This window comes from Bradyrhizobium sp. WYCCWR15520 (genome assembly GCF_056174665.1).
Genome location: NZ_JBWBWM010000008.1, coordinates 171,487 through 186,551, shown reverse-complemented (window position 1 = coordinate 186,551; position 15,065 = coordinate 171,487). Strand labels below are relative to the sequence as shown.

Below are 15,065 nucleotides of genomic sequence, written 5' to 3'. Positions count from 1 at the left end.
GATCTAGTGCGCGGTCCATCCGCCATCGACCGGCAACGCAGCACCGGTAATCGACGCTCCCGCATCGCTGGTAAGAAACACCGTGAGCGCGCCGAGCTCTTCGACCGTGGCAAAACGCTTGTTCGGCTGCTGCGCCAGCAACACGTCGCGGACGACCTGCTCGCGGGAAATGCCATGCGCCTTGGCCTGGCCGTCGATCTGTGCCTCGACCAGCGGCGTGTAGACGTAGCCTGGACAGATCGCGTTGCAGGTGATGCCGTCTTCCGCCGTCTCCAGCGCCGCGACTTTGGTCAGGCCGACAATGCCGTGTTTGGCGGCAATATAGGCCGCCTTGAAAGGCGACGCGACCAGCCCGTGCGCGGAGGCGATGTTAATGATCCGCCCGAACCTGTTCTGACGCATCGCGGGCAGCGCGAGCCGCGTGGTGTGAAACGCCGACGACAGATTGATCGACAGGATCGCGTCCCATTTCTCGACCGGAAACTGATCGAGCGGCGCGACATGCTGGATGCCGGCATTGTTGACCAGAATATCGAGCCGTCCGTGGCTGGCGACGGTGGCTGCAATCATCTCGGCGATCGCCTCCGGGCTCGTCATATCGGCCGCAGAATAGCTGACCTTGACGTCGAAATCGGCTTCGATCCGATCCCGCGCTTTTGCAATCTCGGTCGCAACGCCGAAACCGTTCAGCACCACCGCCGAGCCGGCTTCCGCCAATGCGCGGGCAATCCCGAGCCCGATGCCGCTGGTCGATCCCGTGATAAGCGAGACCTTGCCGGAAAGCGGGCGCCGGGCCGCAGTATTCTGGGTTTTGAGCTGGATATTCATGGGCCTCCCTTCGTGTGGCTGATCAGCCTCTCGACGAGACCGCTCAGCTTCAGCCTGCACGGCGGGCGGGGTCTAAGAAAATGCCGTTTGGCTTCCAAAACCATACGTCGGCGCTATGGCGGTTTGGGTAGTCATCGGGGGGCGCGATCGGGTAGCTTTGCCGCACGACAGACCGGGGCACGGCCATGGAGATGCATCAGGTTCGCTACTTCCTCGCGGTTGCGCGCGTGCTCAACTTCACGCGCGCCGCCGACGATTGCAACGTCACGCAACCATCGCTGACGCGGGCCATCAAGCAACTGGAAGCCGAACTTGGCGGCGATCTGTTTCGCCGCGAGCGGCCCGCCGCGCAACTCACCGAACTCGGCCAGCGCATGCATCCGCTGCTCAAGCAATGCTATGAGGCCGCGACCGGCGCCCGCGAGCTTGCCTCTTCCTTCAAGAGCGGCGAAGTCGGCGCGCTCAGGATCGCGCTCACCCATTCCGTCGACCTGTCGCTGTTGATCCCGCACCTCGACCAGATCAAGCGGATGTTCAACCGCCTGGAGTTCCGCTTTCTGCGCGGCAATGCCCACGAAGTGGCGGAGTTTCTCAAGAAGGGCGAAGCCGAGCTAGGCATTGCCGCCGAAATCAGCGAAGAGTGGGACCGGCTCGACGCCTGGCCGCTGTTCACAGAAAACTTTCAGTTCGTCGTCAACAAGAACCACCCACTGGCAACGCGCGAGAAAATCGATTTTGGCGATCTGCGCGCCGAGCAATTGCTGTCGCGAAATTACTGCGAGCATGCAACGCGGGTGAACGCTTCGCTTCGCGAGCACGGTCTCGACGTCGATCGCAGCCATGAGATCGCGTCAGAACGCGATTTGATCGAGCTGCTGGAGGCCGATATCGGCATTGCCGTGGTGCCTGACACGGCCTCTATCCCACCGACGCTGAAGCGCGCTGCCGTCGAAGGGCTGGATGCGCGCCGGACCGTGAACCTCTACGGCGTTGCGGGGCGTGAACGGACCGCCGTGGCATCCGCCGTGATGCGCATGCTGCGCGGTGCCGACTGGCAGCAATTTATGCGCAAGGGCGGAACTGCATAGGTCCTGCTCCTTGCCCTGATGAGGTCAGATCAAGCTTTCGGCTGATGCTTCGGAACTGCCTCCCATTCCGGGAATTTCCATGGTTGACGCAAGGCCCCCGGCCAACAAGGGAGATCAGCCATGCCGCAGATCCACACCGACAAACAGCCCGTTACCCAGATCACGATCATCGAGTCAGAGCCCGAGAAGCAGGCCGAGGCGCTATCGGTCATGACCGAGCGCGCCCGCTTCATGGCGCGCCAGCCGGGTTTTGTTTCCATCAGTCTGCATCGCAGCCTCGATGGCCGCCGCATCGTCAACTACGTGCAATGGCAAAATCGCGATCTGCTGCGATCGGCCCATCAATCCCCGGAGTTTCGCAAGCGATGGGGCCATTTCGACGAAATCACCAGCGACATCGATCCGCATCTGTACGAAGTTACCGAAGTCATGGAGGGGGAACGGTAGGCAGCGCTTTCCGCCATGCGCATTCCGAAGGCGCCAAGGAGCTACCGCTCTTCACTCGCACTCTTTAGCGCGGCGAGAAGGTCGTCGATCTCCATGCGCTTGCGAAAATCGGGATCGACGAAGCGCGCCTTCACCAGCCCGTCGCGACCGACCACGAAGGTCGCCGGGATCGGCAGCACCCAGCCGTCATTGCCGTGAAAGCTCGCCATGTCCTGGTATGACAGCAGCCGCTGGATTTCGGCGCCGAGCCAGATCGCAAGGTTGAGCGACAGCGCGTAGCCATTGTCGAGGTCGGTCAGCACAGGGAACGGCGCGTTGGCCTCGGATTTGAATCTTTCAGCATAGGCCTGCGTCTCCGGCATGATCGCAACGGCTTGCGCACCCAACGCCGTGATCCGGACGTGGGCCTGGATCACAGCCCGGACATTTAGCCGGCAATAAGGGCACCAGTGACCGCGATAGAACATCACCGCGACCGGTCCGCGATCGATTAATGACTTCAGGCTGACCAGGTTGCCGGTCTCGTCCGGCAGCAGGAAGGGCGGCATCGCCTCGCCTACCCGCGGCGCATTTTCGCCGCCGCCGTTCTCATTGAGCCGCGCCACCAGCCGGTCGACCGCTTCGCCATAGGCCGGAAATATCTCCCGCCCCGCCGCCGCGTAGGCCTCGAGCTGTTCGCGCAACGAGCCTTCCCTGTCGCGGCATTGCTGGAACGCCTGCTTGAGACGTTCGGCGTTGGCGAGCGTCAGCATTGTCGTCATGGCTTGCTCCAGCATTCCCCGTATTATTTTCTGGTCCGGGCCGCACCGCAAGGGCGGCCCAAACTTTCATTGTGCCTTGATCAGGGCAGATAGAAATTGCCGGTGGGGTCGAGCATGCCCGAGGTCGAGTAGAGCTGCCCCTTGTCCACGAAGAACACGGTATTGTTCGGGACCTTCTTGGCGTTCTTCATCATCGCGTCGTGATTCTTGGGGCTCGCGGCCATGGCCATCGCCGACATCTTGCCGGGGCCGGCATACATGTAGGCCATGCCCGGGTTGAATTCCCATGGAACTTGCGAGAAGGCCGTGGTGGCGACGGCGGCAAACGCAGCGGCGGCAATCAGGGTTTTGGAAAAGGTTTTCATCGGGATTCCTCTGGATGGTGACGCCCGCCAATCGGGCGCTGTCCCATCAGAGGGCGGCCTGATCCGAATGAGAAATGCCGTTGCACAATCGGTTCGATAGCCGCGGCGCATTGAGGAACCTGCAAGCCGACTGCAATCGATCTCCGCCGCACATAGCGCGACGCTATGGAGTCGAGAGCCAACCGGCATTTCCTCCTGGTCGCGAATTCAATGATTTTCGCGGGCGTAGCCGGCCGGATCTTTCGGGCCGAGGCAAAACCTCAAGAGGAGACCACGACATGTCCAAATCAAATCTCGCCTCACGCGCGATGCGGCGAGGCCTCGCGCTTACCGCACTCATCGCGGGCTCGTTTGCAGCGACCTCCACTGCCGTGGCCGGTGAATGCCCGGCCGGGAAGATGCAAGCGAACGTCCGCCCGATGGTCGACTACAAGCCGGTCGGCGTCACTGACGTCACGCTTGGCTCGATCAACCTCGAGAAGCAGCCCGCCAACATCAGGGATCGTGAGCTGCGCTTCCGCAAGCTGACGATCGAGCCCGGCGGCATCGTCCCCTGGCACAGCCATGACGATCGTCCCGCGCTGATCTACGTCCAGCAGGGCGAGATCGTTGAATACGCCAGCAACTGTTCGGAGCCGATCGTGCACAAGGCCGGCGAGATCAGGCCGGAAGTCGCCGGCACCTCGCACTGGTGGAAGAACCTCGGCAAGGAAACCGTCATCCTCTATGTCGGCGACGTCCGTAAGGATCCGCACGATCACAACATGTAAGGAGCTGTAACGAGCGCCACCCGACGCCTCGTTGCCGGATGTGACGGCTTGGAATCCCCGTGTCGCCCCGCACGCCCCGGCCGTCACATCCTTCCTTTTTCCGAGATGACAGTGAGAAGCGCCATGACCGGCATTTCCGCGCCGATGGAAACCGAAGCGGTGGAAGTGCATGGTCACTCGCCGGGCGCGGTGCTGCGATCCTTCATCATTGGCCTCACGGCGTTCCTGACCGTGGTCGATCTGTTCGCGACGCAGGCCATCCTTCCCTCGCTGACGCGGCACTACAACGTGTCGCCCGCCGAGATGGGCGTCGCGGTCAACGCCAGCACGCTGGGCATGGCAATCGCCAGCCTCGTTGTCGGCTTCCTGAGTCCGCATATCGACCGTCGGCGCGGCATTCTCATGAGCCTGATCCTGCTGGCGATTCCGACCACCTTGCTGGCGATCGCGCCCGACCTCACGACATTCACCGTACTTCGGATCGCGCAGGGCCTCTGCATGGCCTCGGCGTTTGCGCTGACTCTGGCCTATCTCGGCGAGCAATGCAGCGCGATGGATGCGGGTAGCGCCTTCGCGGCGTACATCACCGGCAACGTCGCAAGCAATCTGATCGGACGGCTGGTGTCGGCGGCAGTGGTCGACACGCTCGGGCTGGCCTCAAATTTCTATTTCTTCGCGCTGCTCAACCTCGCCGGCGCCGTGCTGGTGTATTTCACCATCCAGCGCGTCGAGCCGATGCAGGCGGTATCCGCGGCGCCGTCGCCGTTCGCGGCGACGCTCGCGCATTGGCGCAATCCGGCGCTCCGCGCGGCCTTTGCGATCGGCTTCTGTATTCTGTTCGCTTTCATCGGCACTTTCACCTACGTCAATTTCGTATTGGTTCGCGCGCCGCTGTCGCTGGGGCGGATGGATCTCGGCTTCGTCTATTTCGTGTTTGCGCCCTCCGTGTTCACGACACTGTTCGCCGGCAAGGCGGTAGCCTGCTTTGGCACGCGCCCGGCGATCTGGGCCGCGCTTGCGGTCGCCGCGCTGGGATTGCCCATGATGCTGTCTTCGCATCTGTTGGCGGTGCTCGCGGGAATGGTGCTGGTCGGCGTCGGTACGTTCTTCGCACAGGCCTGCGCCACCGGCTTTGTCGGGCAGGCCGCCAGCGACAACCGCGGCATTGCCAGCGGAACCTACCTCGCCTGCTATTTCTTCGGCGGTCTCGTCGGAAGCGCCGCACTGGGCCAATTGTTCGACCGCTCTGGATGGACCGCCTGCGTCGCCGGAATCGGCGCGTCGCTGGTCATCGCCGCACTGTTGACCGGGCGGCTTACCCGGTTCGCCGGGTCTCCGGCATGAACAGCCAGATCACCGTCAGGCCGAGGGCTGCAATTCCGGCCAGCCCCGTGAAGGCGACGCTGCTGCCAAAGGTGTCGCTGATGTAGCCCGCCAGCACCGTGCTCAGCGACGCGCCGATGCCGGTCGCGGTGCCGACGACGCCCTGCGCCAGATTGAAGTGGCCGCTGCCATAGGCGACATCGGCCACGATCAGCGGCACCATCACGGCGAGTACGGCCGCGGTGATGCCGTCGAACACCTGCACGAGAACCAGAAGATAGGGATCGCGCACGACTGCGAACAGCAATCCGCGGATCGCCAGCGCGCCGAACGCCATGAGCAGCAGCGGCCGCCTCCCCCAGGCCTGCGCCTTGCGCCCGACCGAGGGTGAAGTCAGCGCGACGATCGCTTGAGGTACGATGATGCAGGCCGCAATCAGCACCGGCGCCCATTGAGCCGATCGCGTCGTGACCACGCCGGCCATGAGCGGCAGCATGGCGGCGTTGGCGAGTTGAAACAGCAATACGCCGCCGGCGAAGATCAGCAGCGGGCGCTGCCGGAGGAGATGCAGCACACTGGTCGCCTCCTTGTCGGTGGCGTTGCTATCCCTGTCCTCGCTCAAGGCGCCGTGCGCCTGCGCCACGTTGATCTCCTGGCCACGAATCCGGGTAAGCGCCAGCAAGGTGGGGATTGTCAGGAGGAAGGTGACGAAGAACACCGACTGGCTTGACAACAGATAGCCGCATGCGCCCATCAGCGCCGCCGCCGAACCGTTGCCGAGGGACGCGAAACGGGCGTTGCGCCCGAGCCGCTCGCCGATCGCGAGCGGCCCTACCAGACCGAGACTGATGGCCGCGATTGCCGGACCCAGCACGCAGCTCGCCAGCGCATGCAGCACCGCCGCCGCGGTCACGACCGGAAAAATTGGCCATAGCGCATAGGCCAGCGCGGCGCAGCCGATGGTGGCGACCGCGAGCCCCGCCACCAGCCGCTCGGAACGGGCTGCATCGACCACGGCCCCGCCCGGCATCTGCCCGAGCAGGCCGATGATCCCGCCGATCGACAGCACGAAGCCGATCTCGACCTGCGTCCATTTCTGCGTGGTCAGATAGACCGCAATGAACGGACCGAACCCGGTCTGCACGTCGGCGAGGAAGAAGATGAACCAGTCGAGGCCACGCTGGCTCCCAATCGACGGTTTGGGCCGCTCGCTGGGAGCGGGCGGCTGCGGCACGATATTGCTCTCGCCGGCGGATCGCCTCTGGCGATCGTCGTTCATCAGATCGAGCGACTGGGACGGGAGCGCGACCAGATCGTTTTCTCCCTTACTTGTCGAAATCCCACGGCTGTAGGCGGCCAGCCGCACCGAGCACGATTACCGGCGCGTCCTGCTTGTATTCCGGCGCCGCCGTCACCTGTTCTTTCGTCAGCTCCAGGGTGATGCTGTCGCTCTTATTGGCAACTCGACCAAAATGCAGCGCACTCCAGTCGACGACTATCTTTCGGCTGCCGACACCGAGAAATCCGCCGAAATCGATGACCGCGGCCCGTACAGCGCCCTCGCGGTCCACAATCACGTCGACGATGCGTCCCATATTTTCGTTGGCTGCACTGCGGACCTCGCGACCCAGAATGCCGAGCGCGTCACGGGCCCCGATCACCGTGACCGAAGCTGGAGGCGCCGGTTCCTTTTTCGTGGCATCTTTTGCGGCATCGGCCGGCGCGGCGCGGCTTCCCTGCGTTCCGCCGTCTTCCGCTACCGATACCGGAAGGCTCATCGCTAACCCGGCGATCATAGATAGGACAAGAATACCGGCGCGCATATGGTCTCCTGATCTTGGCGGACGCTTCGGTTACCCGAATCCGCCATCGCTAATGCGTCAATACGATCGACACCTGAATCTGGCCGCGGGTGCGCAATACTTCGAGCGAGACCTCATCGTCGTGGCGGCGCACCCTCAAGTCGACGCTGGACGGCCCGAGTTGCAGATCGCGCAACACCACCTCGTTGAGGAAATCCGGCAGCTTTGGGTCGCGAAGGCGGATCTCGCCGCGCGCGGCATCGAATTCGAGGCCGAGCGCCGCTTCCAATAGCGTGAAGGGCGTCGCGCTGGCCCAGGCCTGCGGCGCGCAGGCGACGGGATAGAGCACCGGACCTCGGCGCTTTTCGCGGCGGAATCCGCAAAACAATTCCGGCAGCCGCCGCAAGTCCATGTAGCTCGCGGCATCGAACAGGCCCTTGAACAGATGCGCGACCGAATGCTTCAGGCCGTAACGCGCGAAGCCGAGCGCGATCAGCGCATTGTCGTGCGGCCAGATCGAGCCGTCGTGATAGGACATCGGGTTGTAGCGAACCTCGCCGTAGGCCACGGTGCGGATGCCCCATCCCGAAAAGAATTTCTGGCTCATCAGATCGGCCGCGACGCGACGGGCGCGATCGGTTCGGACGATGCCGGTGAAGAGAAGCTGGCCGGCATTGGAGGTTCGTACCTTGCACGGCCGCTTGGCGCCGTCGAGCGCCAGCGCGTAGGTGCCGAGTTCCTCGCACCAGAACGCCTCTTCGAAGCGCTCGGCCAGCAACAGCGCTGCGGATTCCAGTTCCGCCGCGCGATCGATCTTTCCGAGCCGGCGGGCGCAACGTGCCGCCAGCCGCTTGGCGGCGAAGACATATCCCTGAACTTCCGCCAGCGCGAGATAGCCCTCGGCGAGCTGTCCATCGGCGTGGAAGATCGCATCGAACGAATCCTTCCAGCCCTGGTTGGCAAGCCCTTGCTCGGTGGCGCGCTGGTACTCGACGAAACCGTCGCGATCGGGATCGCCGGGACCGTCGATCCATCGCAAGCCCGCTTCGATCGCGGGCCACAACTCGGCCAGCGTGTCATCATCGCTGGTGCGCTCGACATAGAGGCCGGCCAGCAGCACGAACAGCGGCGTCGAATCGACGCTGCCGTAATATTGCGCGAACGGCACTTCGCGCAGCGCCGCCATCTCGCCGCCGCGCATCTCGTGCAGGATCTTGCCGGGCTCGGCATCGGCGAGCGGATCGACCGTCTTGGCCTGAAAATGGGCGAGCCGCCGCAGCACTCCCTTGGCGATGCGCGGATCGACCCACAACATCTGCAGCGCGGTGATCAGCCCGTCGCGGCCGAACGTGGTCGAATACCAGGGAATGCCCGCATAGGGATATCTGCCCTGCGGCGTGTCCGTCATCAGCATGTTGAGATCGGCCATCGCCTGGCACAGCACCTCGTTGAAGATATTGTTCGAGGTCTCGATGCTGGCTGCGCCGGCCGTCGACCGCCGCATCTCGCGGCGATGCGCCAGGAGGCCGCGAAAGAACGGTACCGGCTTCTGCATGATCGGCTTGTTGCAGGACACCGCGACGAACAGGGCGATCACTTGCCCGGGTTCGAGTTCGAAATGATAGGTCGCTGAATTGACGGCGAGCCGGGTCGGCCGCGGCTCGAAATGCAAGGCGGTAATGCGGGCCTGGCCGTCAAGCCCGCTATACTCCAGCACCACATCGGCGGGGCCGAGCAGCCGGCTCGAGCCTATTCCCCGGCGCGATCGGCGCTCGCCACGCACCTCGAACAGATCGGCGAAATCATTGTCGAACAGCAGCGTCAGGTCGAAACTTGCCGGCCGCTCGCCGTGATTTTGCAGGGCGATGCGCTGGTAGGCGGTGCCGCGCCACAGGAAGATCGAGCGCACGATGTGCAGCGTGTCCTTTGGCAGCGTCAGCCTGCCGTTGCGGTACACGTCGGAATTGGTGAGGTCGACGGTCAACGCCGAATTATCGTCACGCAGATTGGAGCCGAGCAGCAGCGGCTGGACGTCGTCGAGCACCATCTCCAGCCGGGCGAGATAACGCGTATCGGCGTTGAACAGGCCGTCGGGCCCGCCGGCAGAGGCGCCGATATCGCCATGGCTGTCGAGTACGATAAAGGTGTCGTCGTGCTTGAGCGAGCGGCGCTGCCGCGTCGCCGGTCCCGTCATCGGAATATAGAACGGCGATTCCGCGACGTGTTCGGCAGCCTCAATGGTGATGAATTGAGTGACTTCGGCTGTCATATTGACCTCAGGCGATTTCCTTGCGTTGCGAGGGACGCATCGGGACGCAAACGCTACTGCCGCAGATCAGGCCGCGTGGCTGGCGAGACGGCCCATTTCGCGCGCGACCAGTTCGCGGTAAGGGCCCCTTCCCTGTACCAGAATATCCGGCGGGCCGTCTTCGATGATCCGCCCGTTCTGCAATACCACCACGCGGTCGAAATTGCGCAAGGTGGCGAGACGATGGGCGATGGCAATCACGGTGCGTCCACGCATCAGCCGCGACAGCGCCTCGCGGATCGCCTCCTCCGATTCGCTATCGAGCGCAGCAGTCGCTTCATCCAGCAGCAGGATCGGCGAGTCCTTCAGGAAGGCGCGCGCGATGGCGATGCGTTGCCGCTGTCCGCCGGAGACCTTGATACCACGATCGCCGACGATGGTCGCCATCCCTTCCGGAAGATTTTCGATGAAATCGCACCGCGCTGCAATCGCCGCGCGCAGCACCTCGTCGTCGGTCGCGTTCGGCCGTCCGTAGCGGATGTTTTCCATGATCGAGCGGTGGAATAGAGAGATATCCTGCGGCACCACCGAGATCGCTTCGCGCAGGCTTTGCTGCGTCACCCGCGCGATATCCTGGCCATCGATCGTGATGCTGCCATGCTCGACGTCGTAGAAGCGCTGCAGCAGTGTGAACAGGCTGGATTTTCCGCCGCCGGAATGACCGACCAGACCGACCCGCTGTCCCGGCTGAATGCGCAAGTTGAACTTTTCGAACACCTGAACACCGCCAGGATAATGGAATGCGACGTTATTGAATCCGACGGCGGCGCCGCTGCGGATCAGCGGCTCGGCCTCGGGATGATCCTTCAATTCGTGCGGCAGCAACAGGGTGGCGATCGCCTCGGTCAGGCGGGCGACATGCTGGGTCACGTCGACCAGTGCTACTGCAAGGTCGCGCGTCGCGCTCAGGATCGAAAGGCCGAGCGTACAGACCAGCACGACATCGCCGGTGGTCGCCGCGCCGCGCTGCCAAAGCGCGATGGCCCATGCCAGCAACGCGATCGTCAGCACGATTGTCACGACGGCGTGTAGCAGCCGCAGCTTCTCGAGATAGCGCAGGCTGCGGCCTCGGGCGTCGAGTTCCCGCTCGACGGTGGCATCGAAGCGGTCGTGTTCGTAGCTGAGGCCGCAGAACGCGCGAACCAGCGGCAGATTGCTGATGACGTCGACCATCTCGCCGTCGACCGCAGCGGCCTTGTCGGCAAAATCGTCATGCAGCGGCTTACCCGCCGCGGCGAGGCGGAACATCGCCATCAGCATGATGGCGGCGATGACGATCAATCCGGCGGACATCGCCAGGCTAACGGTCCCGATCAGGAGAATTGCCGAAATGGTCGCGATGCACGGCGGTAATACGTTCCAGACGAACATGTTCTCGACCGTGAAAACCGCATTTGAGGTCGCGGTGATGCGGCTGGTCAGCATGCCCGGCAGCCGGTCGGAGAAATAGCTGGGCGCATGACCGGTCAGATGCCGGAACATGTCACGGCGGAGATCGCCGGTGACGCCCACGAAAGTGAAGCTCGCCGTCCAGCTTGCAACACGCCACAACAGATTGTCCGCCGCGATCAGCGACATGAGAAAAGCGAATGCCAGCCATACGCTCCCTGCACGTTCCGACCCGGCCGTCAGGCTGTCGACCAGATGCTTCACGCCGTATTGCGTGCCCACGGAGCAGGCAACCGCCGCCACAACAGCAGTCAGAATGACGGCATGGGCCGCGCGGCGCTGCCGGAGATAGCGCAACACAAACGGAAACGGCCGGCGCGCATACCCTGAAAGATTGTCCATGTCGTCTGCAAACCTGTTGAGAGTGAACGGGAATCCCTAACGCGCGTCGCGCACGAGGTCGTGAACGATACTGCGGCGGTTTTGCGGGCACGCGGCCATCAGCGCGCAACAATAAGTCGCCGTAAATCTGTTGTTGTCAGATGGCATCAGCAAGACAGTCGTGTGGAAGAACCAAGATGCGCCGATGAGTGGAACTTCGCAGATGCAAGAACGTTCCACCTATCGGCACACCGGTGTCGACTTGCGGGCTGAGGGCTTCATTCAACTATCATTCCAAACAGGAGACGAAAGATGCGCATCGCGCAGGTCGCCCCGCTGACGGAGGCTGTTCCCCCCAAACTGTACGGCGGCACCGAGCGGGTGGTGCACTGGCTGACTGAAGAACTGGTAGCGTTAGGGCATGAAGTCACGTTGTTCGCCAGCGGCGATTCCCGCACCTCGGCGAAACTCGACGCAGCCTGGCCGAAGGCCTTGCGCCTCGACGGCTCGGTGCGCGACCCCAACGCGCTGCATATGGTGATGCTGGAGCGCGTGCGGCAGAAATGCGACGATGAAGAGTTCGATTTTCTGCACTTTCATCTCGATTACTATCCATTCTCGCTGTTCTACCGGCAGCCGACGCCGTTTTTGACGACGCTGCACGGCCGGCTCGACCTGCCGGAGCATCAGCCGGTGTTCACGACCTTCTCCAAGATCCCGGTGATATCGATTTCCAACTCACAGCGGCGGCCGGTGCCGCAGGCCAATTGGGTGCGCACCATTCACCATGGACTGCCGGAGGATCTGCTGACGCCGCAGCAGGTGAGGCCATCCTATCTCGCCGTGCTCGGGCGCATCGCGCCGGAAAAGGGCGTTGATCGTGCCATCCGGATCGCGACGCGATGCGGTATTCCGCTCAAGATCGCAGCCAAGGTCGACCGCGCCGACCAGGAATATTACGATGAGTTGATCTCCCCGCTGATCAAGGCCAATCCGCTGGTCGAATTTATCGGCGAGATCAGCGACCGTGAGAAACCCGATTTCCTCAGCGGCGCGATCGGCCTCCTTGTCCCGATCGACTGGCCGGAGCCGTTCGGCCTGGTGATGATCGAAGCCATGGCTTGCGGCACGCCGGTCCTTGCCTATAACCGCGGCTCGGTGCCGGAGATCATCGACCCAGGCCTCACCGGCTTCGTCGTGGAAGACGAAACCAGCGCGGTCGCTGTGGTCGACCGTCTCGCTGCGCTGGACCGGGCCGCCATCCGCAAGCAGTTCGAAGCACGGTTTACCGCGCGCCGCATGGCGCTGGATTATCTCGCCGCCTATCGCGGCCTGGTGGAAGAAGCGGAGCCGCGGATCAAGCTCGTCAGCAGCGCGGAGTAGCGGCGCGATAACGCCTTCCCTTGTCGTCGCAAGACGGCCGTAGGGTGGGCAAAGCGCAGCGTGCCCACCATCAAGCAATGGATCCGGACAGATGGTGGGCACGGCGCGTACGCGCCTTTGCCCACCCTACAACTCTCTGCGCTCCGTCATTGCGAGGAGTGAAACGACGAAGCAATCCATCTCACCGCGCATGGAGAATGGATTGCTTCCGCCCTTCGCCAAGGCTTCGGCGGACAAGTCGCTTTGCTCGCAATGACGCTAGGAGATCACTGTCCGCTTCGGCTCGACGATCTCGAACATTCGCGGGAATTCATCCATCAGCATCATCAACTCGCCGAGACGCATCGGGTTGCCGGCGGCCTTGATCTTGCCGGCGCTGACCGCTTCGGGAAACGTGGTCAGCTTGGCGATCACGTCGTCGAGCACGCCGCGTGCCAGGGTAAAGGTAGCATCGGCGTCGGCGGCTTGCGCGCCGGCCGTATAGGTCAGCGCGCAATTTTCCAGATTGAGAATGAAGCTCTCATTGGTATCGGTGAAATTCCAGTTCAGCACGATGCGCTCGCCTTCGGCCTTGGGGCCATTGAGGCGAACACCGAGCACGTCCCATAACTGTTCGGTGCGAAGTGCAGCCAGCGTTTCGCGCGGCATCGTGGAACGCGGCGGCGCCTTCGGCATGCCCTGCCGCAATTCCTGGGCGCCGAACAGATAGGCATTACGCCAGGTCGAACTCTCCGAGGCGTAGCCGAGCTGCTCGAACGTGTCGGCGAGCATCGCGCGCGCCGCCTGGTTGTCGGGATCGGCGAAGACCAGATGGCTCACGGCCTGCGCGACGAAACGGAATTCGCCCTTGGCAAAATCCTTGGCCGCGCGCGCGAGGATCGCATCCGCGCCGCCCATATACTCGACATATTTCTTGCCTGATTCCACCGGCGGCAGCGGATCGAGATTGACGGGATTAGCGTCGTACCAGCCAAGATACTTCTGATAGATCGCCTTCACATTGTGCCTGATGTGACCGTAATAGCCGCGGCCATGCCAGGCGCCCTCCAGGCTCGCCGGCAGGCGGATGGTCTCCGCGATCTCGGCAGCGGTGAGCCCGTGGTTCATCAGGCGAACGGTCTGGTCATGTGCGAACTTGTAGAGATCGCGCTGCTGGCGGATCATGGTATCGATCCGCTCCTGGCCCCAGACCGGCCAATGGTGCTGGCCGCACATCGCATCCGCCTTGCCGCCCCACATCTGCTGGGCTTCGCCGAGATACTTCGACCAGGCCAGCGCGTCGCGCACGTCGGCGCCGCGGAACGGCAGCAGATTGTGGAAATTATGCGTACAGTTTTCCGCAAGGTTGAGAAGCTTGTAGCGCGGGATGAAGAAATGCATCTCGGCCGGCGCTTCGCTGTTCGGCGCCATCTGAAATTCAAACTCGACACCGTCGATCGTCCGCTTGTCGCCGGTTGCCATGATCAGGTCGGTCGGACGCACCAGCGCGACCGCCCCCGCCGCCATGGTCTTGCCCAGCCCGCAATCGACCTGTCCACGCACGCCCTTGGCAAGGAACGGCCCGAACTGATACTGCGCACGCCGCAGCATGGCCGGGCCGGCGATGATGTTTTCGGAGACCGCATGCTCCATGAACAGATTGGGCGCAATGATCGGCACCTCACCGCCGGCGCGCATTGCATCGTCGAGCACGCCGCGCGCGCCGCCCCAATGGTCGGTGTGGGTATGGGTGAAGATCACGGCCGCGACCGGCCGTTTGCCGCGATGCTGGAAATAGAGCTCCATCGCTGCCCGCGCGCCTTCGATCGAGGTCAGCGTATCAACCACAATCACGCCGCTGTCACCCTCGATCAGCGTCATGTTGGCGATGTCGAGCCCGCGCACCTGATAGACGCCTGATACCACCTCGAACAGGCCGTGATGCATGTTGAGCCGCGACTGCCGCCACAGGCTGGGATCGACCGTCGGCGGCGCTTGCTCAGCGGAAAGAAAGCCATAAGGCTCGAGGCTCCAGACCACCCTGCCCTGTGGCGAGGTGATCTTTGCGTTCTCCACCGTGCGAAGGAAGCCGCGCGCCGCGTCGTCGAAATCGCGCGTGTCGGAAAACGGCAGCGCCTTCAGCGTCGCCGCGTGCTGCGCGATGACGGAGGCGGAAGCTTCCTTTGGAGACTCCCGGGGTGTTTCGATCGTGGCTGGTTGGCTCATTGTTGCTTGCTCCCT

At 63.2% G+C, this 15,065-nt stretch carries 13 protein-coding genes; 5 read left to right on the top strand and 8 right to left on the bottom strand.

The annotated features are described in order from the left end of the window. Nucleotides 1-3: 3 nt before the first annotated feature. Complete coding sequence (locus AC0QUY_RS11580) at nt 4-828, bottom strand: 3-hydroxybutyrate dehydrogenase (RefSeq protein WP_475386931.1); 825 nt, start codon at nt 826-828, stop codon at nt 4-6. Nucleotides 829-1,013: 185 nt separating this feature from the next. On the opposite strand from AC0QUY_RS11580, the gene AC0QUY_RS11575 reads away from it, so the two are divergent. Next, nucleotides 1,014-1,916, top strand: coding sequence for a LysR family transcriptional regulator (locus tag AC0QUY_RS11575; RefSeq protein ID WP_161852788.1), 903 nt, complete (start codon nt 1,014-1,016; stop codon nt 1,914-1,916). 120 nt (nt 1,917-2,036) lie between these two features. Next, nucleotides 2,037-2,363, top strand: a complete 327-nt coding sequence (locus AC0QUY_RS11570; protein WP_475386930.1) for an antibiotic biosynthesis monooxygenase family protein — start codon at nt 2,037-2,039, stop codon at nt 2,361-2,363. A gap of 41 nt (nt 2,364-2,404) precedes the next feature. Here AC0QUY_RS11570 and AC0QUY_RS11565 read toward each other — a convergent pair whose 3' ends face one another. Beyond that, nucleotides 2,405-3,124 (bottom strand): peroxiredoxin-like family protein, encoded by a 720-nt coding sequence (locus AC0QUY_RS11565; protein WP_475386929.1) that lies wholly within the window; start codon nt 3,122-3,124, stop codon nt 2,405-2,407. A gap of 80 nt (nt 3,125-3,204) precedes the next feature. Beyond that, nucleotides 3,205-3,489: a hypothetical protein gene (locus AC0QUY_RS11560; RefSeq protein WP_475386928.1), complete on the bottom strand. Its 285-nt coding sequence runs from the start codon at nt 3,487-3,489 to the stop codon at nt 3,205-3,207. Between the two features lie 278 nt (nt 3,490-3,767). Between AC0QUY_RS11560 and AC0QUY_RS11555 the strand changes: the two genes are divergently transcribed. Together AC0QUY_RS11555 and AC0QUY_RS11550 are read left to right on the top strand one after the other, a co-directional pair. Beyond that, nucleotides 3,768-4,259 (top strand): cupin domain-containing protein, encoded by a 492-nt coding sequence (locus AC0QUY_RS11555; protein WP_161852784.1) that lies wholly within the window; start codon nt 3,768-3,770, stop codon nt 4,257-4,259. Nucleotides 4,260-4,382: 123 nt separating this feature from the next. Next, on the top strand, nt 4,383-5,603 hold the full coding sequence (locus AC0QUY_RS11550; protein ID WP_475386927.1) for an MFS transporter: 1,221 nt from the start codon (nt 4,383-4,385) through the stop codon (nt 5,601-5,603). Here the strand turns inward: AC0QUY_RS11550 and AC0QUY_RS11545 are convergent. The 4 genes from AC0QUY_RS11545 to AC0QUY_RS11530 all read right to left on the bottom strand — a co-directional run bounded on the left by AC0QUY_RS11545 (nt 5,575) and on the right by AC0QUY_RS11530 (nt 11,483). Then, entirely contained in the window at nt 5,575-6,861 is a 1,287-nt protein-coding gene (locus AC0QUY_RS11545) for an MFS transporter (protein WP_475386926.1), read from the bottom strand. The genes AC0QUY_RS11550 and AC0QUY_RS11545 overlap by 29 nt on opposite strands. Before the next feature lie 46 nt (nt 6,862-6,907). Further along, nucleotides 6,908-7,405, bottom strand: coding sequence for a PRC-barrel domain-containing protein (locus AC0QUY_RS11540; protein ID WP_475386925.1), 498 nt, complete (start codon nt 7,403-7,405; stop codon nt 6,908-6,910). 49 nt (nt 7,406-7,454) lie between these two features. Beyond that, nucleotides 7,455-9,653, bottom strand: a complete 2,199-nt coding sequence (locus AC0QUY_RS11535) for an amylo-alpha-1,6-glucosidase (protein WP_475386924.1) — start codon at nt 9,651-9,653, stop codon at nt 7,455-7,457. A 66-nt stretch (nt 9,654-9,719) separates the two neighbouring features. Further along, nucleotides 9,720-11,483: an ABC transporter ATP-binding protein gene (locus tag AC0QUY_RS11530; RefSeq protein WP_161852779.1), complete on the bottom strand. Its 1,764-nt coding sequence runs from the start codon at nt 11,481-11,483 to the stop codon at nt 9,720-9,722. Between the two features lie 291 nt (nt 11,484-11,774). On the opposite strand from AC0QUY_RS11530, the gene AC0QUY_RS11525 reads away from it, so the two are divergent. Then, a complete protein-coding gene (locus AC0QUY_RS11525) occupies nt 11,775-12,845 on the top strand; it encodes a glycosyltransferase family 4 protein (protein WP_161852778.1) in 1,071 nt (356 codons plus the stop codon). A 258-nt stretch (nt 12,846-13,103) separates the two neighbouring features. On the opposite strand, the gene AC0QUY_RS11520 is transcribed toward AC0QUY_RS11525, so the two are convergent. Next, nucleotides 13,104-15,050: an alkyl/aryl-sulfatase gene (locus AC0QUY_RS11520; protein WP_475386923.1), complete on the bottom strand. Its 1,947-nt coding sequence runs from the start codon at nt 15,048-15,050 to the stop codon at nt 13,104-13,106. Nucleotides 15,051-15,065: the final 15 nt, after the last annotated feature.